The 15539-nt window shown below is 55.5% G+C and carries 11 protein-coding genes and 3 pseudogenes; 5 read left to right on the forward strand and 9 right to left on the reverse strand.

Annotation, left to right across the window (positions count from 1 at the left end):
* Positions 1-191: 191 nt before the first annotated feature.
* Positions 192-1088 carry a DMT family transporter gene (locus ACZ25R_RS04160; RefSeq protein ID WP_464665032.1) on the forward strand — a complete coding sequence of 299 codons (897 nt, stop codon included), beginning with the start codon at positions 192-194 and terminating at the stop codon, positions 1086-1088.
* Between the two features lie 124 nt (positions 1089-1212).
* Here the strand turns inward: ACZ25R_RS04160 and ACZ25R_RS04165 are convergent.
* The 3 genes and pseudogenes from ACZ25R_RS04165 to ACZ25R_RS04175 form a co-directional block, all read right to left on the reverse strand.
* Positions 1213-1615, reverse strand: a pseudogene (locus ACZ25R_RS04165) (c-type cytochrome).
* A gap of 181 nt (positions 1616-1796) precedes the next feature.
* Positions 1797-2798 (reverse strand): NADP-dependent oxidoreductase, encoded by a 1002-nt coding sequence (locus ACZ25R_RS04170; protein ID WP_464665030.1) that lies wholly within the window; start codon positions 2796-2798, stop codon positions 1797-1799.
* 61 nt (positions 2799-2859) lie between these two features.
* Entirely contained in the window at positions 2860-3672 is an 813-nt protein-coding gene (locus ACZ25R_RS04175; protein ID WP_464665029.1) for an oxidoreductase, read from the reverse strand.
* 87 nt (positions 3673-3759) lie between these two features.
* Here ACZ25R_RS04175 and ACZ25R_RS04180 point away from each other — a divergent pair, with 87 nt between their 5' ends.
* Positions 3760-4194: a winged helix-turn-helix transcriptional regulator gene (locus ACZ25R_RS04180; RefSeq protein WP_464665027.1), complete on the forward strand. Its 435-nt coding sequence runs from the start codon at positions 3760-3762 to the stop codon at positions 4192-4194.
* Between the two features lie 284 nt (positions 4195-4478).
* On the opposite strand, the pseudogene ACZ25R_RS04185 reads toward ACZ25R_RS04180, so the two are convergent.
* Both ACZ25R_RS04185 and ACZ25R_RS04190 read right to left on the reverse strand, forming a co-directional pair.
* Positions 4479-6383: pseudogene (locus ACZ25R_RS04185) on the reverse strand (efflux RND transporter permease subunit); the annotation flags it as partial.
* Positions 6368-6928, reverse strand: a pseudogene (locus ACZ25R_RS04190) (NAD(P)H-binding protein); the annotation flags it as partial. The pseudogenes ACZ25R_RS04185 and ACZ25R_RS04190, both read right to left, overlap by 16 nt.
* Before the next feature lie 74 nt (positions 6929-7002).
* On the opposite strand from ACZ25R_RS04190, the gene ACZ25R_RS04195 reads away from it, so the two are divergent.
* From ACZ25R_RS04195 to ACZ25R_RS04205, 3 genes are all read left to right on the forward strand, one after another.
* Positions 7003-7806 (forward strand): AraC family transcriptional regulator, encoded by an 804-nt coding sequence (locus ACZ25R_RS04195; protein ID WP_472460151.1) that lies wholly within the window; start codon positions 7003-7005, stop codon positions 7804-7806.
* 337 nt (positions 7807-8143) lie between these two features.
* A protein-coding gene (locus ACZ25R_RS04200; protein ID WP_472460152.1) for an IS3 family transposase occupies positions 8144-9243 on the forward strand; the annotation gives its coding sequence in 2 pieces (ribosomal slippage) (positions 8144-8396 and positions 8396-9243; 1101 coding nt in all).
* A gap of 635 nt (positions 9244-9878) precedes the next feature.
* Positions 9879-10001: a hypothetical protein gene (locus ACZ25R_RS04205; protein WP_472460153.1), complete on the forward strand. Its 123-nt coding sequence runs from the start codon at positions 9879-9881 to the stop codon at positions 9999-10001.
* Between the two features lie 545 nt (positions 10002-10546).
* Here ACZ25R_RS04205 and ACZ25R_RS04210 read toward each other — a convergent pair.
* The 4 genes from ACZ25R_RS04210 to ACZ25R_RS04225 are packed head-to-tail and all read right to left on the reverse strand — an operon-like array spanning position 10547 to position 15539.
* Positions 10547-11494, reverse strand: a complete 948-nt coding sequence (locus tag ACZ25R_RS04210) for a MarR family winged helix-turn-helix transcriptional regulator (protein WP_472460154.1) — start codon at positions 11492-11494, stop codon at positions 10547-10549.
* Positions 11495-11503: 9 nt separating this feature from the next.
* Positions 11504-13633 carry an ATP-binding protein gene (locus ACZ25R_RS04215; RefSeq protein ID WP_472460155.1) on the reverse strand — a complete coding sequence of 710 codons (2130 nt, stop codon included), beginning with the start codon at positions 13631-13633 and terminating at the stop codon, positions 11504-11506.
* A gap of 33 nt (positions 13634-13666) precedes the next feature.
* On the reverse strand, positions 13667-14839 hold the full coding sequence (locus ACZ25R_RS04220) for a glycoside hydrolase family 5 protein (protein ID WP_472460156.1): 1173 nt from the start codon (positions 14837-14839) through the stop codon (positions 13667-13669).
* Positions 14840-14870: 31 nt separating this feature from the next.
* Positions 14871-15539 (reverse strand): Rossmann-fold NAD(P)-binding domain-containing protein, encoded by a 669-nt coding sequence (locus ACZ25R_RS04225; RefSeq protein WP_472460157.1) that lies wholly within the window; start codon positions 15537-15539, stop codon positions 14871-14873.

A 15539-nucleotide genomic window follows, 5' to 3' on the forward strand; every position in this document is an offset into this window, starting at 1 on the left:
TCTCGAGGCGGCGACTGTTGAGTTCATTCATGGCCATTTCCGTTTCGTTCTTTTCAGAGAGAAACTTATCACGAACAATGCCGGTCATGACACTGATTCGTGAATTGTCATGTCATCATCGAAATTTGTCATGTGCGCGTATTGTGCGATCCGCATATCAGTGGATCGTATTCCTCGCATCAGAGCGCTTAATGACCGACATTTCTCTTCCTTCCGTCACTGCGAGCCGCCATCCTCTGCTATGGCCACTGCTCGCCTCTCTCCTGATCATCGGATGGAGTTCAGGCTTCGTGGGCATTCGGTATGCCAACGAGGAGGCGAGCGTCATGCTTCTGCTGTTCTGGCGGACATTGCTTTCGGGACTGATCCTTCTGCCCTTCGCGTTGGCGATCGGGCCGAGCATATCCATGCGTGCGGTCAGAGATCAGGCCCTGTTCGGCATCATGGCCGTGTTCCTGTATCTGGGAGGCTTCGCGCTGGCTATCGAGCAAAAAGTGCCCACGGGGCTGGTCGCGCTCATCGCCGACCTTCTTCCGCTGGCGATCGCCGTCCTTTCCCAACCCGTCCTTGGCGAACGGCTGACCGCACGCCAATGGCTGGGCACTTTAACTGCCGTCATCGGTGTTTTGGTCGTGTCCGTCGACAGTCTCAGCTTCGGTACGGCCCCGGTGTGGGCATACGGACTGACGGTGGGTTCCATGCTGATATTCGCTGTCGCCTCGGTCCTGCACAGGAAACGCAAGACGCAGCATATGCCTGTCCATCAGAGCCTTTGCATCCAAACACTGATGGGTTCGGTTCTCTTCGGCCTGTGCGCGTTGACGCAGGGCAGCCTTACTCCACCAATGACCCGTGATTTTGCGGTCGGGATGATCTGGCTGGTCCTGATCGCGACGTTCCTCGCATACGCCGTCTACTATACCAGTCTGCGGCTATTCCCCGTGGCCAAGGTGAGCGCAGCAATCTATCTCAGCCCGCCCGTGACGATGCTATGGGCATGGATTCTATTCTCAGAACCTCTGACAGTCGCGATGTTCGCGGGGCTAGTGGTGACACTGGTGGGTGTGTGGATGACATCGCGCGGTTGAGCAACAAGCTGGGGCGGCCGGTATTTGGAGTTGTGCCGGCCGTGGTGCGTCAAGTCCGCCGAATGGCGGACCAATCCGGCGTCCAGCCGTGACGAGAAGCCATCGGCTTTGGCCGGTGGAGCATTTACTTTTCTAAAATCACACCGGTCAGGCATTCATTCAGATCCCGAAAATCGTTAACTGTCCACGCATGCGAAGGCAGCTTTACACCATTTTCTCGCAGGGTTTTGGGAATTAGATCTCCGTTTGGACGAAGTGTTACTGATGACACAATGACTCCTGGATAATCGAGCAGACGTTTCTTGAATGCTGTTCTCGTCAGGTCAGGTGTTGGGGGATCACTTTTATTCGCCAATGGTCCTGAACCTTTGGCATCGGTTCCGTGACACATTGTGCATCTTTCAGAAAAGAGCTTTTTCATTACCACTATCAGCAAAAGCGGATAATGATCCACAAAGCACGATAGAAAATGCAATGCTGGAAACTATTTTGAGTTTTATGAAGTTAGCTGGCGTGATGACGAACATAATTGAGTGTCCTGTTGCGACGCGCGCTAAACCGGGCCGAGAATACCTTGCCCATTCTTCGTTAAGGCTTAAGTAGCCTCTATGCTGGAGTGAGATAAATACCACAGCATCCCAAGGGCTGAGTCCTTACGATTGATCTTAATTTGGCCGTTTCTCCATTGCCCAAAGATGGCACCAATGGCTATTTCAGGGCAATGACAACTTTACCCTTGGCTCGGCCCGTCTCGACATAAGCCAGTGCCTCGTTCGCCTTCTCGAACCGGAACACCCTATCCACTACCGGCTTTATAACCCCTGCTTCTATCAAGGCAGTAATCTTGCCGAGCTGTCCGCCATTTGCCGTCATGAACAGAAAGGAATAGCTGACTTGATGGCGTTTCGATTTCCTTCGAATCCCAAAGCTCAGCAGGCGCATGACCTGCTGGAGCAACCAGCCTGAACCGTTCTGCTTGGCGAAGGCTGGATCAGGCGGACCGGAGATTGATATAAGCTTTCCGCCGGGCTTTAGCGCGCGGAGTGATTTTTCCAGCGTGTCCGTGCCAAGACTGTTGAGTACGACATCATAATCCTTCAGGACTTCCTCGAAATTCTGTGTCTTGTAGTCGATCACAACGTCTGCTCCGAGACTTTTGACGAGATCGACATTAGAAGTGCTCGTGGTCGTTGCGACCACCGCCCCGAGATATTTGGCAAGCTGGATTGCAATTGTGCCGACGCCGCCGGAACCTGCATGGATCAGAACTTTCTGTCCCTTTTGCAAGTTGGCCCGCTCGACAAGCACCTGCCATGCTGTCAGAGCGACAAGTGGGATCGAGGCGGCCTCCTCCATTGTCAGGTTTTTCGGCTTCATGGCCACGTCGGCCTCATTCATTGCGATGAACTGCGCGAACGCACCGATGCGGTCTTTGTCCGGACGTGCATAGACCTCATCGCCCGGTTTGAAACGGCTGACCTTTGACCCTACCCGAACCACAATGCCTGCCACATCGTTGCCAAGGATCAGGGGCAGCCGGTACGGCAGGATAAGCTTGAATTCGCCATCCCTGATCTTGGCATCGAGAACGTTGACGCTGGCAGCGTGAATCTGGACCATGACGTCAGTCTCCCGCAGCTCCGGCTCAGAAGTTTCGCCGAACCGCAAAGCAGCGCCTTTTGCATATCGATCGACCAGAAAAGCTTTCATGAGAATTGCCATTGTCTGTGAGTTAGCGATCCGCCGGAAAACACAACCCAGCGGTAAGTGTTTAGGCAGGAAGCTTATTGTATTTGCGAAGGTTTTTATCGACGAATGACTCGGGCAGGAAGCGGCGCAGAAAGTGAACTTGTCCTGCCACTTTTCCTACGGTGTAGCGCCTCTTGGGTGAAAATGCGTTTGCCGCCGTCACGACCACATCGGCGACCATCTCTGGCGTGTCCCCTGCTTCCACAATTTCACGCATCAGTCTTTCTGCGTCGGCACGAACGGTATCATACAAAGGCATCGGCTGATCTGCTCTGGTGAGGTTTTCCTCAAAAGAGGTACGAGTAGCGCCGGGCTCAACGAGAACGACGCGAATGCCTTGCGTGCGGATCTCGTGATCCAAGGATTCGGAATAGCCCTCGATTGCATGCTTTGTGGATGCATAGAGCGCGTTGTAGGGTGCAGGGATCAACCCGAGAATGGAGCTCATGTTGATAATTCTGCCTTTTCGCTGACGTCGCATGATCGGCAGGACCGTATTCGTTACCCGCAGGACGCCGAACACGTTTACGTCAAACAGAGCCCTGGCTTGCACTGCTGAGGATTCTTCAGCGCCGCCAAGCAGCCCAATCCCGGCATTGTTGACGAGAAGGTCGATCCGTCCAGTAAGACGTACGACCTCGTCGACCGCTTTCGCTACGGATTCTTCATCCGTGACATCGCAGACCAGCATTGTAATGCCCTGAACGTCAGCAACCTGCTTGCGGCTCGTTCCGAACACCCGGTAACCATCACGTTGCAGTGCTCGTGCGGTTGCCAGCCCTATACCAGAAGACGCGCCTGTGATCAGGGCAACGCCATGTTGTGTCTTGCTCATTTCATTGTCTCTCTTTTGGTCTGGATTATTGCCTGAGGATCATATACTATCGTTTCGATACTAAGTCACTATCAAAAAGATACCGACATGAAGAATCTTTCAGACCAGCCGTGTCTCATTGCCCGCAGCCTCGCACTTGTAGGCGATGCGTGGAGCATGCTCATCATGCGCGATGCCCATGCGGGGCTGACCCGCTTTGATGATTTTCGCAAGAGTCTGGGCATTGCGCCAACGATCCTGACCCGACGTCTGGCAGCCCTGACAGAAGACGGCTTGCTGGAGAAACGCCGCTACTCGGAGCGGCCGCCACGGGACGAGTACGTGCTGACGGTGGCGGGCCACGACTTTCTGCCGGTGTTATTTACAATCGGCGCATGGGGGCGCAAGCATCGGGCCGACGGAGCTGAAGTGACTCGGTTTTTTGACGCTGAATCCGGGACCGAAATCGACCCCGTAACCATCGACCGGGCGACCGGCGCGGAGATCGGCACCCGTCCCATTCGCATCGCTGAGCCTGAATGAGACTTTAAAGCGCGAATGTTTGCATTCCTGATCGACTTTATTGGCAGTGACCGCGGGACGGTTTATCAGCTCTCAACATAGCGCATACGGCCTGTTGATTTCTGCATCAAATTGACCCTCATTGCCACAGCGCGCTGACCCGACTTCTGCAGATAGCGGAGCATGCCGAATTACGGCTTTCACAACGAACTACTTTCCGATTTCCTCATCGACTGAGCGGCATGACAATTCGGACGCCAGCTTTGCTGCGCCTGCAATCCATCTTTCATAGAGAAGCATTCTATCTATTCTGCAGCCCTTGGCGTGTTCACTTCCAGTGCGCCTGCCGACACAGCAGGCCTGGGCACCTCATCCGGGGTCGGCTTGATGCGGAACCATGCGGCGTAGAGAGCGGGCAGAAAGAGGAGGATCAGCACCGTACCGGCTGCTGTACCGCCAATCAGCGTGTAGGCCATCGAGCCCCAGAACACCGAATGGGTGAGCGGAATGAAAGCCAGAACAGCGGCGAGCGCAGTCAGGATCACCGGGCGCGTCCGCTGAACCGTAGCCTCGATGACAGCATGATAATCATCAAGGCCCGCAGCCTGGTTTTCCTTGATCTGCTCGGTCAGGATCAAGGTGTTGCGCATCAGGATGCCAGCCAGTCCAATCAATCCGATGATCGCGTTGAAACCAAAGGGCTGGTTGAAAGCGATCAGCATCGGAACCACGCCAGCAAGGCCGAGCGGTGCCGTCAACATGACCATGCTCATTGTCGAAAGGCTCCGAACCTGCAGGATGATGACGATTAGCATGGCGGCGATCATGACCGGAAAGATTTTCACGAGCGCAACGTTGGCCTTGAGAGATTCCTCGATATTTCCACCCATTTCGATGCGATATCCGATCGGAAGCGAGGAGATCAGCGGCTGCAGCGCCGTCATGACCTGCTGCGAGACCTCCGGGGGCTGCGTCGCCTCATTGATGTCCGAGCGGATCGTGATGATTGACGTTCGATCGCGACGTTTGAGGATCGGCTCTTCAAATTGAATTTCGGAATGTCCGATCTGGTCGAGGGGAACCTGGCGGCCGTCCCGGCTCATCAGCGAAAAATCGGCCAACCGTGCCGGATCCAAACGGTTTTCGCCGGCACTGCGGGCAATGACAGGCACGTTGCGGATGTTCTCGCGGACCTGCGTAACGGGAATACCCGTCAGCAGCAGCTGCGTCTGCTGGGCTGCCTCTGCGGGCGAAAGGCCAATCAGATTAAGCCGCTCCTGGTCGGGGATATAGCGAAGAACAGGCGTGCGATTACCCCAATCACGGTTTGCCTGCCTGACATCCGGAACGCCCTTCATGATGTCGAGTGCTTTCTCCGAAATCTGGTACAGTTGCTTCGGATCAGGCCCCATAATACGGAACTCGACGGGAAATGGTGTGTATGGACCGAATACGAGCTGCGTGACGCGCACAAAGGCCTCCGGGGCGAGCCCTGCCGCTACTGCTTCCCTGAGCCGGTGCTTCAACGTCTCACGCGCCTCCGCGTCAGGGGTAAGCACGACCATCTTGGCAAATGCGGGATCGGGCAGCTCGGGTGCCATTGCGAAGAAGAAGCGCGGAGCTCCCTGCCCGATGTAACTCGTGACGATCTTCGCCTCGGGCTGGTCCTTCAGCCATTGTTCGAGCTTTTCGACGGAGGCGGTCGTCGTTTCGATGCTTGTGCCCTCCGGCAGGCGGACCTCGATGAGGACTTCGGGTCGATCCGACGTTGGGAAGAATTGCTGTTTCACTACCCCCATTCCGACGACGGAGAGAGCCATGATGATGCCGACGACGGTGCATGTCAGGAACTTATGGCGCACGGCATATGTGATAAGTTTCCGTAGTCGCCGGTAATTTGGAGTATTGTAGATCGCGTGGTGCCCTCCCTTCACCGGCTTGATCGCTGGCAGCATCTTGACGCCGAGGTAAGGGGTGAAGATCACGGCGACGATCCAGGAAACAATCAGCGCGAAGCCCACGACCCAGAAGATATTGCCGGCATATTCACCGGCTGCTGATCTGGCAAAGCCAACCGGCATCAATCCGATGATTGTAACGAGTGTTCCTGACAACATGGGTGCTGCGGTATGGCTCCAGGCATAGGCGGCGGCCTTGATACGATCCATGCCCTCTTCCATTTTCACCACCATCACCTCGATGGCAATAATGCGATGTCATCGGTCGCCACCCAGGGCATCTTCAAATCAGGTTTGCAGAACCAGGCAATTCGACCGTATTTGGCAACCGGCCCCGTCCACGCCGCCACATTTTCCATGAACCACGCGGCGCGCAGGTGGACCAGATCGATATTGCCGAGTTCGTTGAGCTTTTCGTCCAGACGGTGGAAGGACGCGAAATGACCCGTTGTCCCCTTCACGTCCGAACCCATGGCCGTCAGGCTTACGGCCAGTTTGACGGAGGATTTTTCGAGCGCATCGACAAAGCGCTGGGCAACAGCGGGGTAGTGTCCCTCGATGTTGTTCCAATCGGTCTTCACCATCAGGAACGCAGCATCGGCACCCTGGAAAAATTGGTCAAGGTCTCCCGCTCCTGTGTCAAAGCTTCCCAGAAATGGCTCTGCTCCGAGCGCGATCAGTGCGTCCAATGCTGGACCACCTCTCGACAACGCTCTGACCTGATGCCCGGCGCTCAGCAGGGTCCGGGTCAGCTTGGCGCCAATTCGTCCCGTTGCGCCGACGACAGAAATTCGCATGACAGTCTCCATTCGATTGTTGATCGCCCGATGGTAGACTATTGCAGTCCGCGCGAATTTGGAGATAATGCCAAATGATCTCTAAATCGGGCCAATCCGCAAATCTGCTGCGTTCCTGCTTCGATGACTTCGATCCCGATTGGTCGAACCGTCCGGCCTTCGCTGTTCGCCTCGACTTCAGCGATTATAAAGCTGAAGTGCACCGGCACCAGCATAAGCAAGGGCAGCTCATTTTGGCCCTCCACGGGGCGGTCACCTGCAAGACGGAAAACGGCCTCTGGATTGTCCCACCCGACTGCGGGGTCTGGATACCTGGCGGTGTGCCCCACAGCAACCAGGTCACGCCCAATGCGCGGCTTTCCTATCTGTTCGTTCAACCAGGCGCCGCGACGCTTCCGCAGGAGTGCTGCACTTTGTCTGTGTCGCCGATGATCCGCGAGATGACCCTCCGGCTGGCAGATGTACCCGTCAATTCTGCTCCGGACAATCATGTCGGCCGTATGGTGCGGGTCTTGCTGGACGAACTCGCGCAAATGCCGATACAGGGGCTGGATTTACCCGCGTCCAGCCATCCCAAAATCGCCGCGATCACCGCTGCACTGATGGCGGAGCCGAGCGATCGTCGCACGCTCGTAGATTGGGCGGCACACGTTGCCATGAGTGAGCGATCGTTGAAGCGGCTGATGGTCCAGGAAACGGGACTGACCTTCGGCCGATGGCGGCGGCAACTGCATCTGGTCATCGCGTTGCGCGAACTGGCCAGCGGCGCGACGGTCCAGAGGGTGTCGAGCGACTTGGGATACGAATCCGCTACCGCCTTTATCGTCATGTTCAAGAAGGCATTGGGAACAACACCGACCCGCTACTTCACGAGCTGATTTTCCGAGTAGCCGAATTTAGCAAGACTGGTCGGCCTTTGCGGCACGTGCCGTGACTGCAATGGGTCGACTGCGGACGATGAACTTGCTTCGTCCCGCTCAGGAAAAAGCTCGAAAAGAGCTCGACCTCACCCCGCCGATCAGAGAAGCGACGGTAACGCCGGGATCCGGGATCAACAGCCCTCGGCACGCGGGCCCGCTTCTCACATTCCAGAGCCACCACCTTGCCTCCATGACGGAGCCGATCAGAGAATTGGCAATTATGGGCGGAGTGACCTAAGACCCTAATCTTCCTCCAAATTTTGGTAGAGTCCGTCACACTGAGGAGACGGACAGCATGAAGCATTCACGGTTCACGGACGAGCAGATCATCGGGATATTGAAAGAGCAGGAGAACGGCCTGAGGACGGCCGACGTCTGCCGGAAGCACGGAATATCCGAAGCGACTTTTTACAAATACAAATCGAAGTTTGGCGGCATGGAGGTTTCCGATGCCCGCAAGCTGAAGGCTCTGGAAGATGAGAACGCCAAGCTGAAGAATTTGCTGGCGGAGACCATGCTGGACAACGCCATTTTGAAGGATGTCGCTTCAAAAAAATGGTGACGCCCGATGTGAAGCGGGACGCTGTGGCTCATGTCTGCGAACAGCATGGTGTGAGCCAGCGTCGGGCGTGCGAGGTTTTGTCCGTTGATCGGTCAAGCGTGCGATATCGCAGCGTTCGGCCCGATGACGCTGATATCCGTGAGGCTATGAAGCTGGTGGCATCCGAGCGCCGTCGTTTTGGATATCGGCGCATTCACGTCATGCTGGATCGGCAGGGGATCGTCATGAACCTGAAGAAGCTCCGGCGTCTTTATCGCGAAGAGAAGCTGACCGTCCGCAAACGTGGCGGGCGCAAACGGGCTTTGGGAACGAGACGACCTTTGGCACTACCCTCGCGTCCCAACGAGCGCTGGAGCCTCGACTTCGTCAGCGACGCCTTCACGGATGGTCGTCGCTTTTGGGTCTTGGCCGTTGTCGACGACTTCACCCGCGAATGCTTGGCGCTGGTCGCCGACACGTCGCTCTCAGGTCGGCGGCTTACGCGGGAACTCGATGCCGTCATCGTGCGCCGAGGAAAGCCACGAACGATTGTTTCCGATAATGGAACGGAGATGACGAGCATGGCCGTTCTCGAATGGTGCCAAGCCAGCCAGATCGAATGGCATTACATCGCGCCGGGCAAGCCGATGCAGAACGGCTTCGTAGAAAGCTTCAATGGCAGCTTCCGCGACGAATGCCTCAACGAAACACTGTTCTCGTCTGTGACACAGGCGAGGACGGAAATCACCGCATGGAAGGAAGACTACAACCGAAACAGACCACACTCTTCGCTGGGTAACATCACGCCCAGTGAATTCGCATCGAAAATAGCTCTGGAAAAACTGGCCGCATAAAGTCAGATTGAAACCCCAAGACTCTCCCGAAAACTGGAGGGAAGATGGGTCTCAGGTCAGGTGAGAGGAGAGTGGTAGTAGCGCAACATTAACCAGCAAGCGTTGCCAATCCGCCATTATCAGGTTCAGCAGTCCCAATGCTTCTATTGAGAGACGTCCAGGCTGCTCAAAAACCAACATGGCGGGCGGTTTAAATCTGCCGCCATTGCCGGGAAGCTAGTCCAGCTTCACATTCTCTCCGGCCGACAAGCCGATAACCGGTGTTCCGCTCCCACATTGTCTTCGCCGCCCTGATCTGTGATCGCCTATCCATCGACTAACAACAGCAGTTTCTCCTCGGAGAGTATATTGGAGGGTCTCACGACCAGGAAGCCTGGGGGTGAGGTTCACCGGCGCTGGCCTGGTGATGGCTTACAAGCGGCTCAAAGAACGTACCTTTACGTTGGCCAAATATTCGGGACGATCTGACGACCTTAGGGCATGCCTCGGTTCGAGGCGCTGTTTGCCGGGCTCAAGTGGCGTCGGGTTCGTACCGTTGAGACGATAGCTCCGACCGCAATCGAATAGGTGCGACCCGATGACTCGGGCCACAAATGCGAGCGGCGAGACGATGCAGGGTTTGATAAACTTCCGGCATGTTGGACACTGCCGATTTGCCGGACGATATTGCTGCCCTGAAGGCGATGCTGGCTGACAGTTGGGCGACTAGCTCGCTCATCGAGGCCTGCAAGCTCAATGTCGTCGGTGCCTTTGCCTAGCGTTGACAAAGGTCCATAGCGCTTGGTCAACGTGCGAAAAAGACACCGCCTACACAAGCCGTCTCGAAGTCGAGGTGCTTCATCCTGTTGGCTATGTTACGGCGGCATAGCCCATGGCGGGGCAAGCAGTCCGCCACGATCGCCTTGAACCGGACGACGTCGAATGCTGTACCCTCCCGAGCTAGAGGGTCGCTGAACTATGATGGCTTTTGGTCCATCGCGATCTTGGCACGCGCCGCGAAGGCGGACAAACTTTGCCGATTTTTGCAATTTTGCAAATCAAGAACCAAACGTGCGGGTTTTGTTCTTCCTTAGCGTATGATTTGGAACAGTTCTTGTCGTCGCCCCGAGTATGGAAGATTGAACTACTTGGAACGAGGCCGAGCGACTTGCTTGAGGCGAACGCCGGGCCCACAACTTCACCTGTCGCTGCTTGCACGTATGTCCGTGTCGTTTGCAATTCAAACGGAGGGAAATCTAAAACACGCAACCGCGATGCAGCGTCCATTGATACTGACCGCGAAGAGCGGATTTCTGCGAGGTACTCATCGCAGTTGACGATCGAGTGTTTCCAAATATGCGTTAAGCAGTTCGACAGATCGATCCGTAAGCTTGGCATATTGACGACGACCATCGTCCGGATCGTTCCACCGTTCGACAAGACCAGCCTCTTCCATTTCGTCCAGCCGGCGCGATGCTGTTGAGGCTGCTACGCCGGAGACGATGTAGAGGCTTGAGATTGAAACATTCCGCTCCAGCAGCATGTTTTCCATCAAGTCCAGCAACATATACCATGCCGGATCGGCAAAGAGTTTGTCGGTAAAATAGCGTGTCCGGATATCCCGCGTCTGCAAAAGCTCCAGTAAACGTTCGCGGGATGGCGTGCCCTCCTGCCCTTTCGTACCGGCCGGCGCAATCTTGCTGATTGGGGCAGACGGTTGTCCACCACCCGGAAAGCTGGTCAGCATTTCTGTAAGCCTCCGCGCTTCATCGCTGAGACGTTCCAGCCGTTCGCGGCCTTCATTCCACGCGTAGATGGAGTATTTCTGTTCTTTTGCTTTTACTACGGCCCTTTCGACAGCAGCAAGCAGTTCCTCTCGCCGGACGGGCTTATGCAGGAAATCGACCGCTTCCAGCCTCAAGGCGGCAACTGTGTTGTTAAGCGTGGCGTGCCCGGTGATGAATATGACTTGAAGCCATTTTCGATCAGCAAAGCGCTCGCGAATGACCTCCAACAAGGCGAGCCCATCCATTCCAGGCATACGGATATCGCTGACGATCACGTCAATATCCGGGGTTCGTTCGAGCAGATTGAGCGCCACGGCAGCGGCATTGGCTTTGAGACATTGATAGCCGCTGTCAGTCAATGCGGTTGCAAGCACGCCGAGCAATGTCACTTCGTCGTCGACCAACAATACAGTTGCCCGCTCGGAACTGGTCTCTGGATGAGTGTGTGAAGGATTCAATCCGTTCCCCTCTTCACCGTGCTTCATACACGAAAATCAACTGTTCGGGACCGTGCGCATGAGCACGCGGAACTCCGCTCCTGAACCAGTATTGCTCACTTCGAGGCGTCCACCAAGATCACGCGCCATTCCATAGCTCAATGACAGGCCAAGACCAGTGCCGCTGCCGATAGGCTTCGTCGTGAAGAAGGGTTCGAACAGCCGATCCAGGATGGCAGGATCAATACCGGGGCCGGAGTCGGTGATTTTGATAACAATCATTTTCTCCTGAGACACCTCATCAACGCTGATCTCAATCCAGTCATTGGCGTTGCCCGCATGGGAGGTTTGAGACTGTGCAGCCAAAATAGCATCGCGCGCATTGAGTAGAATATTCAAGATGATCTGCTCAATCAGCGTCACATCAGCCAGCATCAGATACTCGCCGGATCGATACTTTTTCCGGAGTGTAATTCCTGCATCCTTGAACTGGGCATTGGCAATGGACAGAGCGCCATCGATCGCCTGTGCGGGATCGATCGGATAGGCACTCCCGTCGCTGCGGTGGCCGTAAATGCGCATGTGGCTGACAATCGCCGCCGTACGTTCAATCTGATCGCTCACCAGCTGAAGGTTCTTGTCAACGAATTCGGGCTCGGCCTTGCCGCGCTTGATACGTGCCCGCAGATTATCAAGCGCCATGGTGATCGTGGCGAGCGGCTGGTTGATTTCGTGGGCTATTCCCGTTGCCATTTCACCGAGCGTGATCATCTTGCCGGACTGATAAATGGCAAGCTCCGCCGCCCTGCGTTCGGTAATGTCAAATCCGATGGCGACGAGGTTTCTGATTGTCCCCGCTTCACCACGAATAGCCGTTACCGTCCAGGAGAGTTCCCGCTTTTGCCCGTTGCGCGAAACCACAGTGTGATTTGCCTGATAGGGTAGTTTGCCGATGATACCCGGCAGCGCATTGCCAAGTGCATATTCAAGCGGACTGGCATGCTGGGTAGTGTTGTCGTTGCTTTCGTCAATCTGGAAGATTTTACGGAAAGCAGGATTTGCCACGACAAACCGCGCTTCATGATCCGTCACCGCAACGAGGGCACCGCCGGTGTTCAGGATTGCCTCAAGGAATTCACGCTCCTGACGTTCACGTGCTGACGTCAACGTGCTGACCAGCAGCGACGCCCGGCTATGGGTGTATTTTCCAAGGATAATGCCAAGAGCAATGAGGGCAGCAAAAAGGGCAAAGAGTGCAGAGACGACAACTGCCGACGATATGAGCCATGCCTTGTAGATTGGCGCTGTTGGAATGCCGACAAAGGCCAACAGCGGCGCAACCGATGAGCCGCTATAGGCAAATATGCGCTCTATGCCGGTTCGGATCGACGGAGCGATCTCTATACCGCTGCGATTGCGGATCTCCGCTTCGATCATTGGCTTGATATTGCGCCCGATCACCTCCGGCACATTGGACGCGCGGATAATGCCGTCATCCCCGACAATGCCGATTGTCCGTCCGGTATGCTCTTCCAGTTTTTGATAGAAGCCATAGAGAAACGGCCCGTCGACCACGGTGAGAACGTAGCCGTCAAATTCGCCCTTCGGCCCGTCGATCTTCCGGACATAGTTCATCGTCCAGCCACTCCAGTCGTCAGTTGAAGCGAGTTCCGACTGATAGGGGCGACTGATATAGGACGGTGGCCCGCCCGGTGTGCTCAACAACTTGAATGCGTCAGTTGCCGACATGTCCTTGCCCACCGGGAAAGCTTGTCCACTACTTACAATGATTTTGCCGGACTTATCGACGATGGCGATCGCTGTGGCCGCCGGTTCTGCGGCGGCGCGGCGGACCAAGACCTGCGGCAGCATACTCTCGCCGACGATCGGGTCGGCTCTATCCTCGATCACAGCGCGGCTGAGCGCATCCAGTTTCACAAAAATCTGCGTGGTGTGTTCGGCCAAAGCGCTGGCAAGGTTCATTGCGTTTTGGCCGGCACCGTCGATGCGGTTGTGATAGTCACGGGAGATCATGGTGGTCGCCCCGATCAGGGCAATCAGAATGACGAAGGCAATGGCAACCCAATAGGAAACCATGGTCCGCCGGTCGGCCTGCTTGAAGTAATCCATTGACCCACCATTCATGTCCGCCGTTCCAGTAGAACAACATCCTTTTGCTTTCAGCAACTGCCGCCGCAAACTTATGGTTTGCTCAAGGACTCAAAGTCGCTTGCGAATTACTTCGAACAGAGGGGTCATCTCGCGCTTTGCCGGATCGGGCAGACCCTTTTCCATAGCATCCCAATAAGACCAAGGGACTTTCTTCTTGCCAAGCTCGTAATCCATGGCACCCCATGCATCTTCACGAAAGCTGTAAAATGCCCAGTGATAATGTTCTGCATCGAGCAGCGACAGAACATCGTCCAGATAGGACTGGCAATCGGAAAGTTGCCTGATGCAACCGAACTCCCCGGCTGCCATTCTATTGGCGGGAATTTTGTTGAGTGCCGCCCAATCAAACGCAGAACTGAGGTAGTTCGCTATACGTGCACGGTCCCATTGCTCGATCCTCCCAGCAAAGGGGACTTTACCGGGATAGGTATAGGGTGTGGTGCGCTTGAGGTTCGGCCCGCTTGTCGCCGCATAAGGCTCGTACATGTGAAAGCTGTAAATCACACGCTTATCCGAAAGTGGCCCTTGCCAATAGGTGAAGGCGTCAGCCGCACCAAACCAGCCAGAATCCACCATGATCGGTGTCTTGGTATCGGCCTCTCGGATTGCCGCAATCACATATTCGTAGAAGGCAGGCAGATCGCGCGAACCACCCTTGTGCTTTCCATACCAGGCAAGCATTTCTTCCGCGCCGGCATGTTCGGGAAGTCCGCCTTCCCTCTCGGGGGCAGGCTCGTTGACGATATTGTAACCCGCGACGGCGGGATGGTCCTTCAATTGGCTCGCAAGGTCGCGCCAGAAGTTTGCCGCTGCTTCCCAGTTCTTCTTGTCTTCCCACAGCTGTCCGTCGAACTTTCCTCCATTGTTCTGCGACCAACGCATGAACGGCAATGACAGTGGCGCGATGACAACTTTCAAACCTGCCTCGTCGGCACGATCGAGAGTGGCTTTCAGTGTTTCAAGGTCTTTTGCGGCAAGTCCGGTATAATTATCGGCATTTCCCAGCAGGAAGTCTTTCTGCTCCGGCTTCCATTTGTCATATGATAATCGAACCCATTTCCCGCCAAAGGCCTCAAGCGCCTTGAAGTAGTCTTGATCCGGTGGGAGTCGATTGAAGCTGTTTCCCCCATGCCTGGGTACATCCCAGAAAGAAATGAGATCGGCAGCAAATGCGTTGGTGCTTGCTGCAAGCGAAATCAGAGCAGCGACAATAATTCTCATGAGTAGCTTTCCTCGTGTCTGAAAAATGGCGTTAACCGCCGATGAAATTTGAAAAGGACCTGATGCCGATCGGAAGCTCGTGGTCTGCGTAAAGTGGTTCCACGGCCATGCCGAACTCATCGATGATGGCTTCTGTAGAAGGATCAATCACTGCCATGACGGCGCGTGAAGCCAGGATGGCGAGATCAAGATCAAATCCCGCCCCCCTTGCTATGATCGAGGTGCAAACACCGCGCTTGCCTAAAATACCGCGATTGACGTGCCGAGTGACACGAATGGCGGCGGCGGCGGTTTCCGACAATCGTTTACCGCGCGGGTTGGATATGTTTTGCGCAAGATTGATAATACGTCCGGAGCCCGCCGGGCGCAGATGGGGCAGAACCGCGTGACTGACCCGGGAAAGATCGGCAACGACCTGCGAGAATGCGCCGGTTCCTTTGCTGAGGCTGAGGACGTCAGATGGTGTCTGGTAGGAAAAGCAGTTGATGACGGCATCAAGCGGACCGATCATGTTAAGCAGCACAGAAAGCAGTGGTGCGTCATCAAGAGCACGTGGCGCATTCTCGCATTTTGTACGTGCGCCTTCTCCAATGTCGTAGTGAACGACAGTGAAGGCCTGCAATTCAAACGATCTGACCAAAGCCTCGGTCAGCCGGTCTCGCTTTCCAATCAGCAGCACTTTGCGTGCGTGTCCCGTCAT

This window comes from Phyllobacterium sp. RCAM01083 (assembly GCF_055685835.1).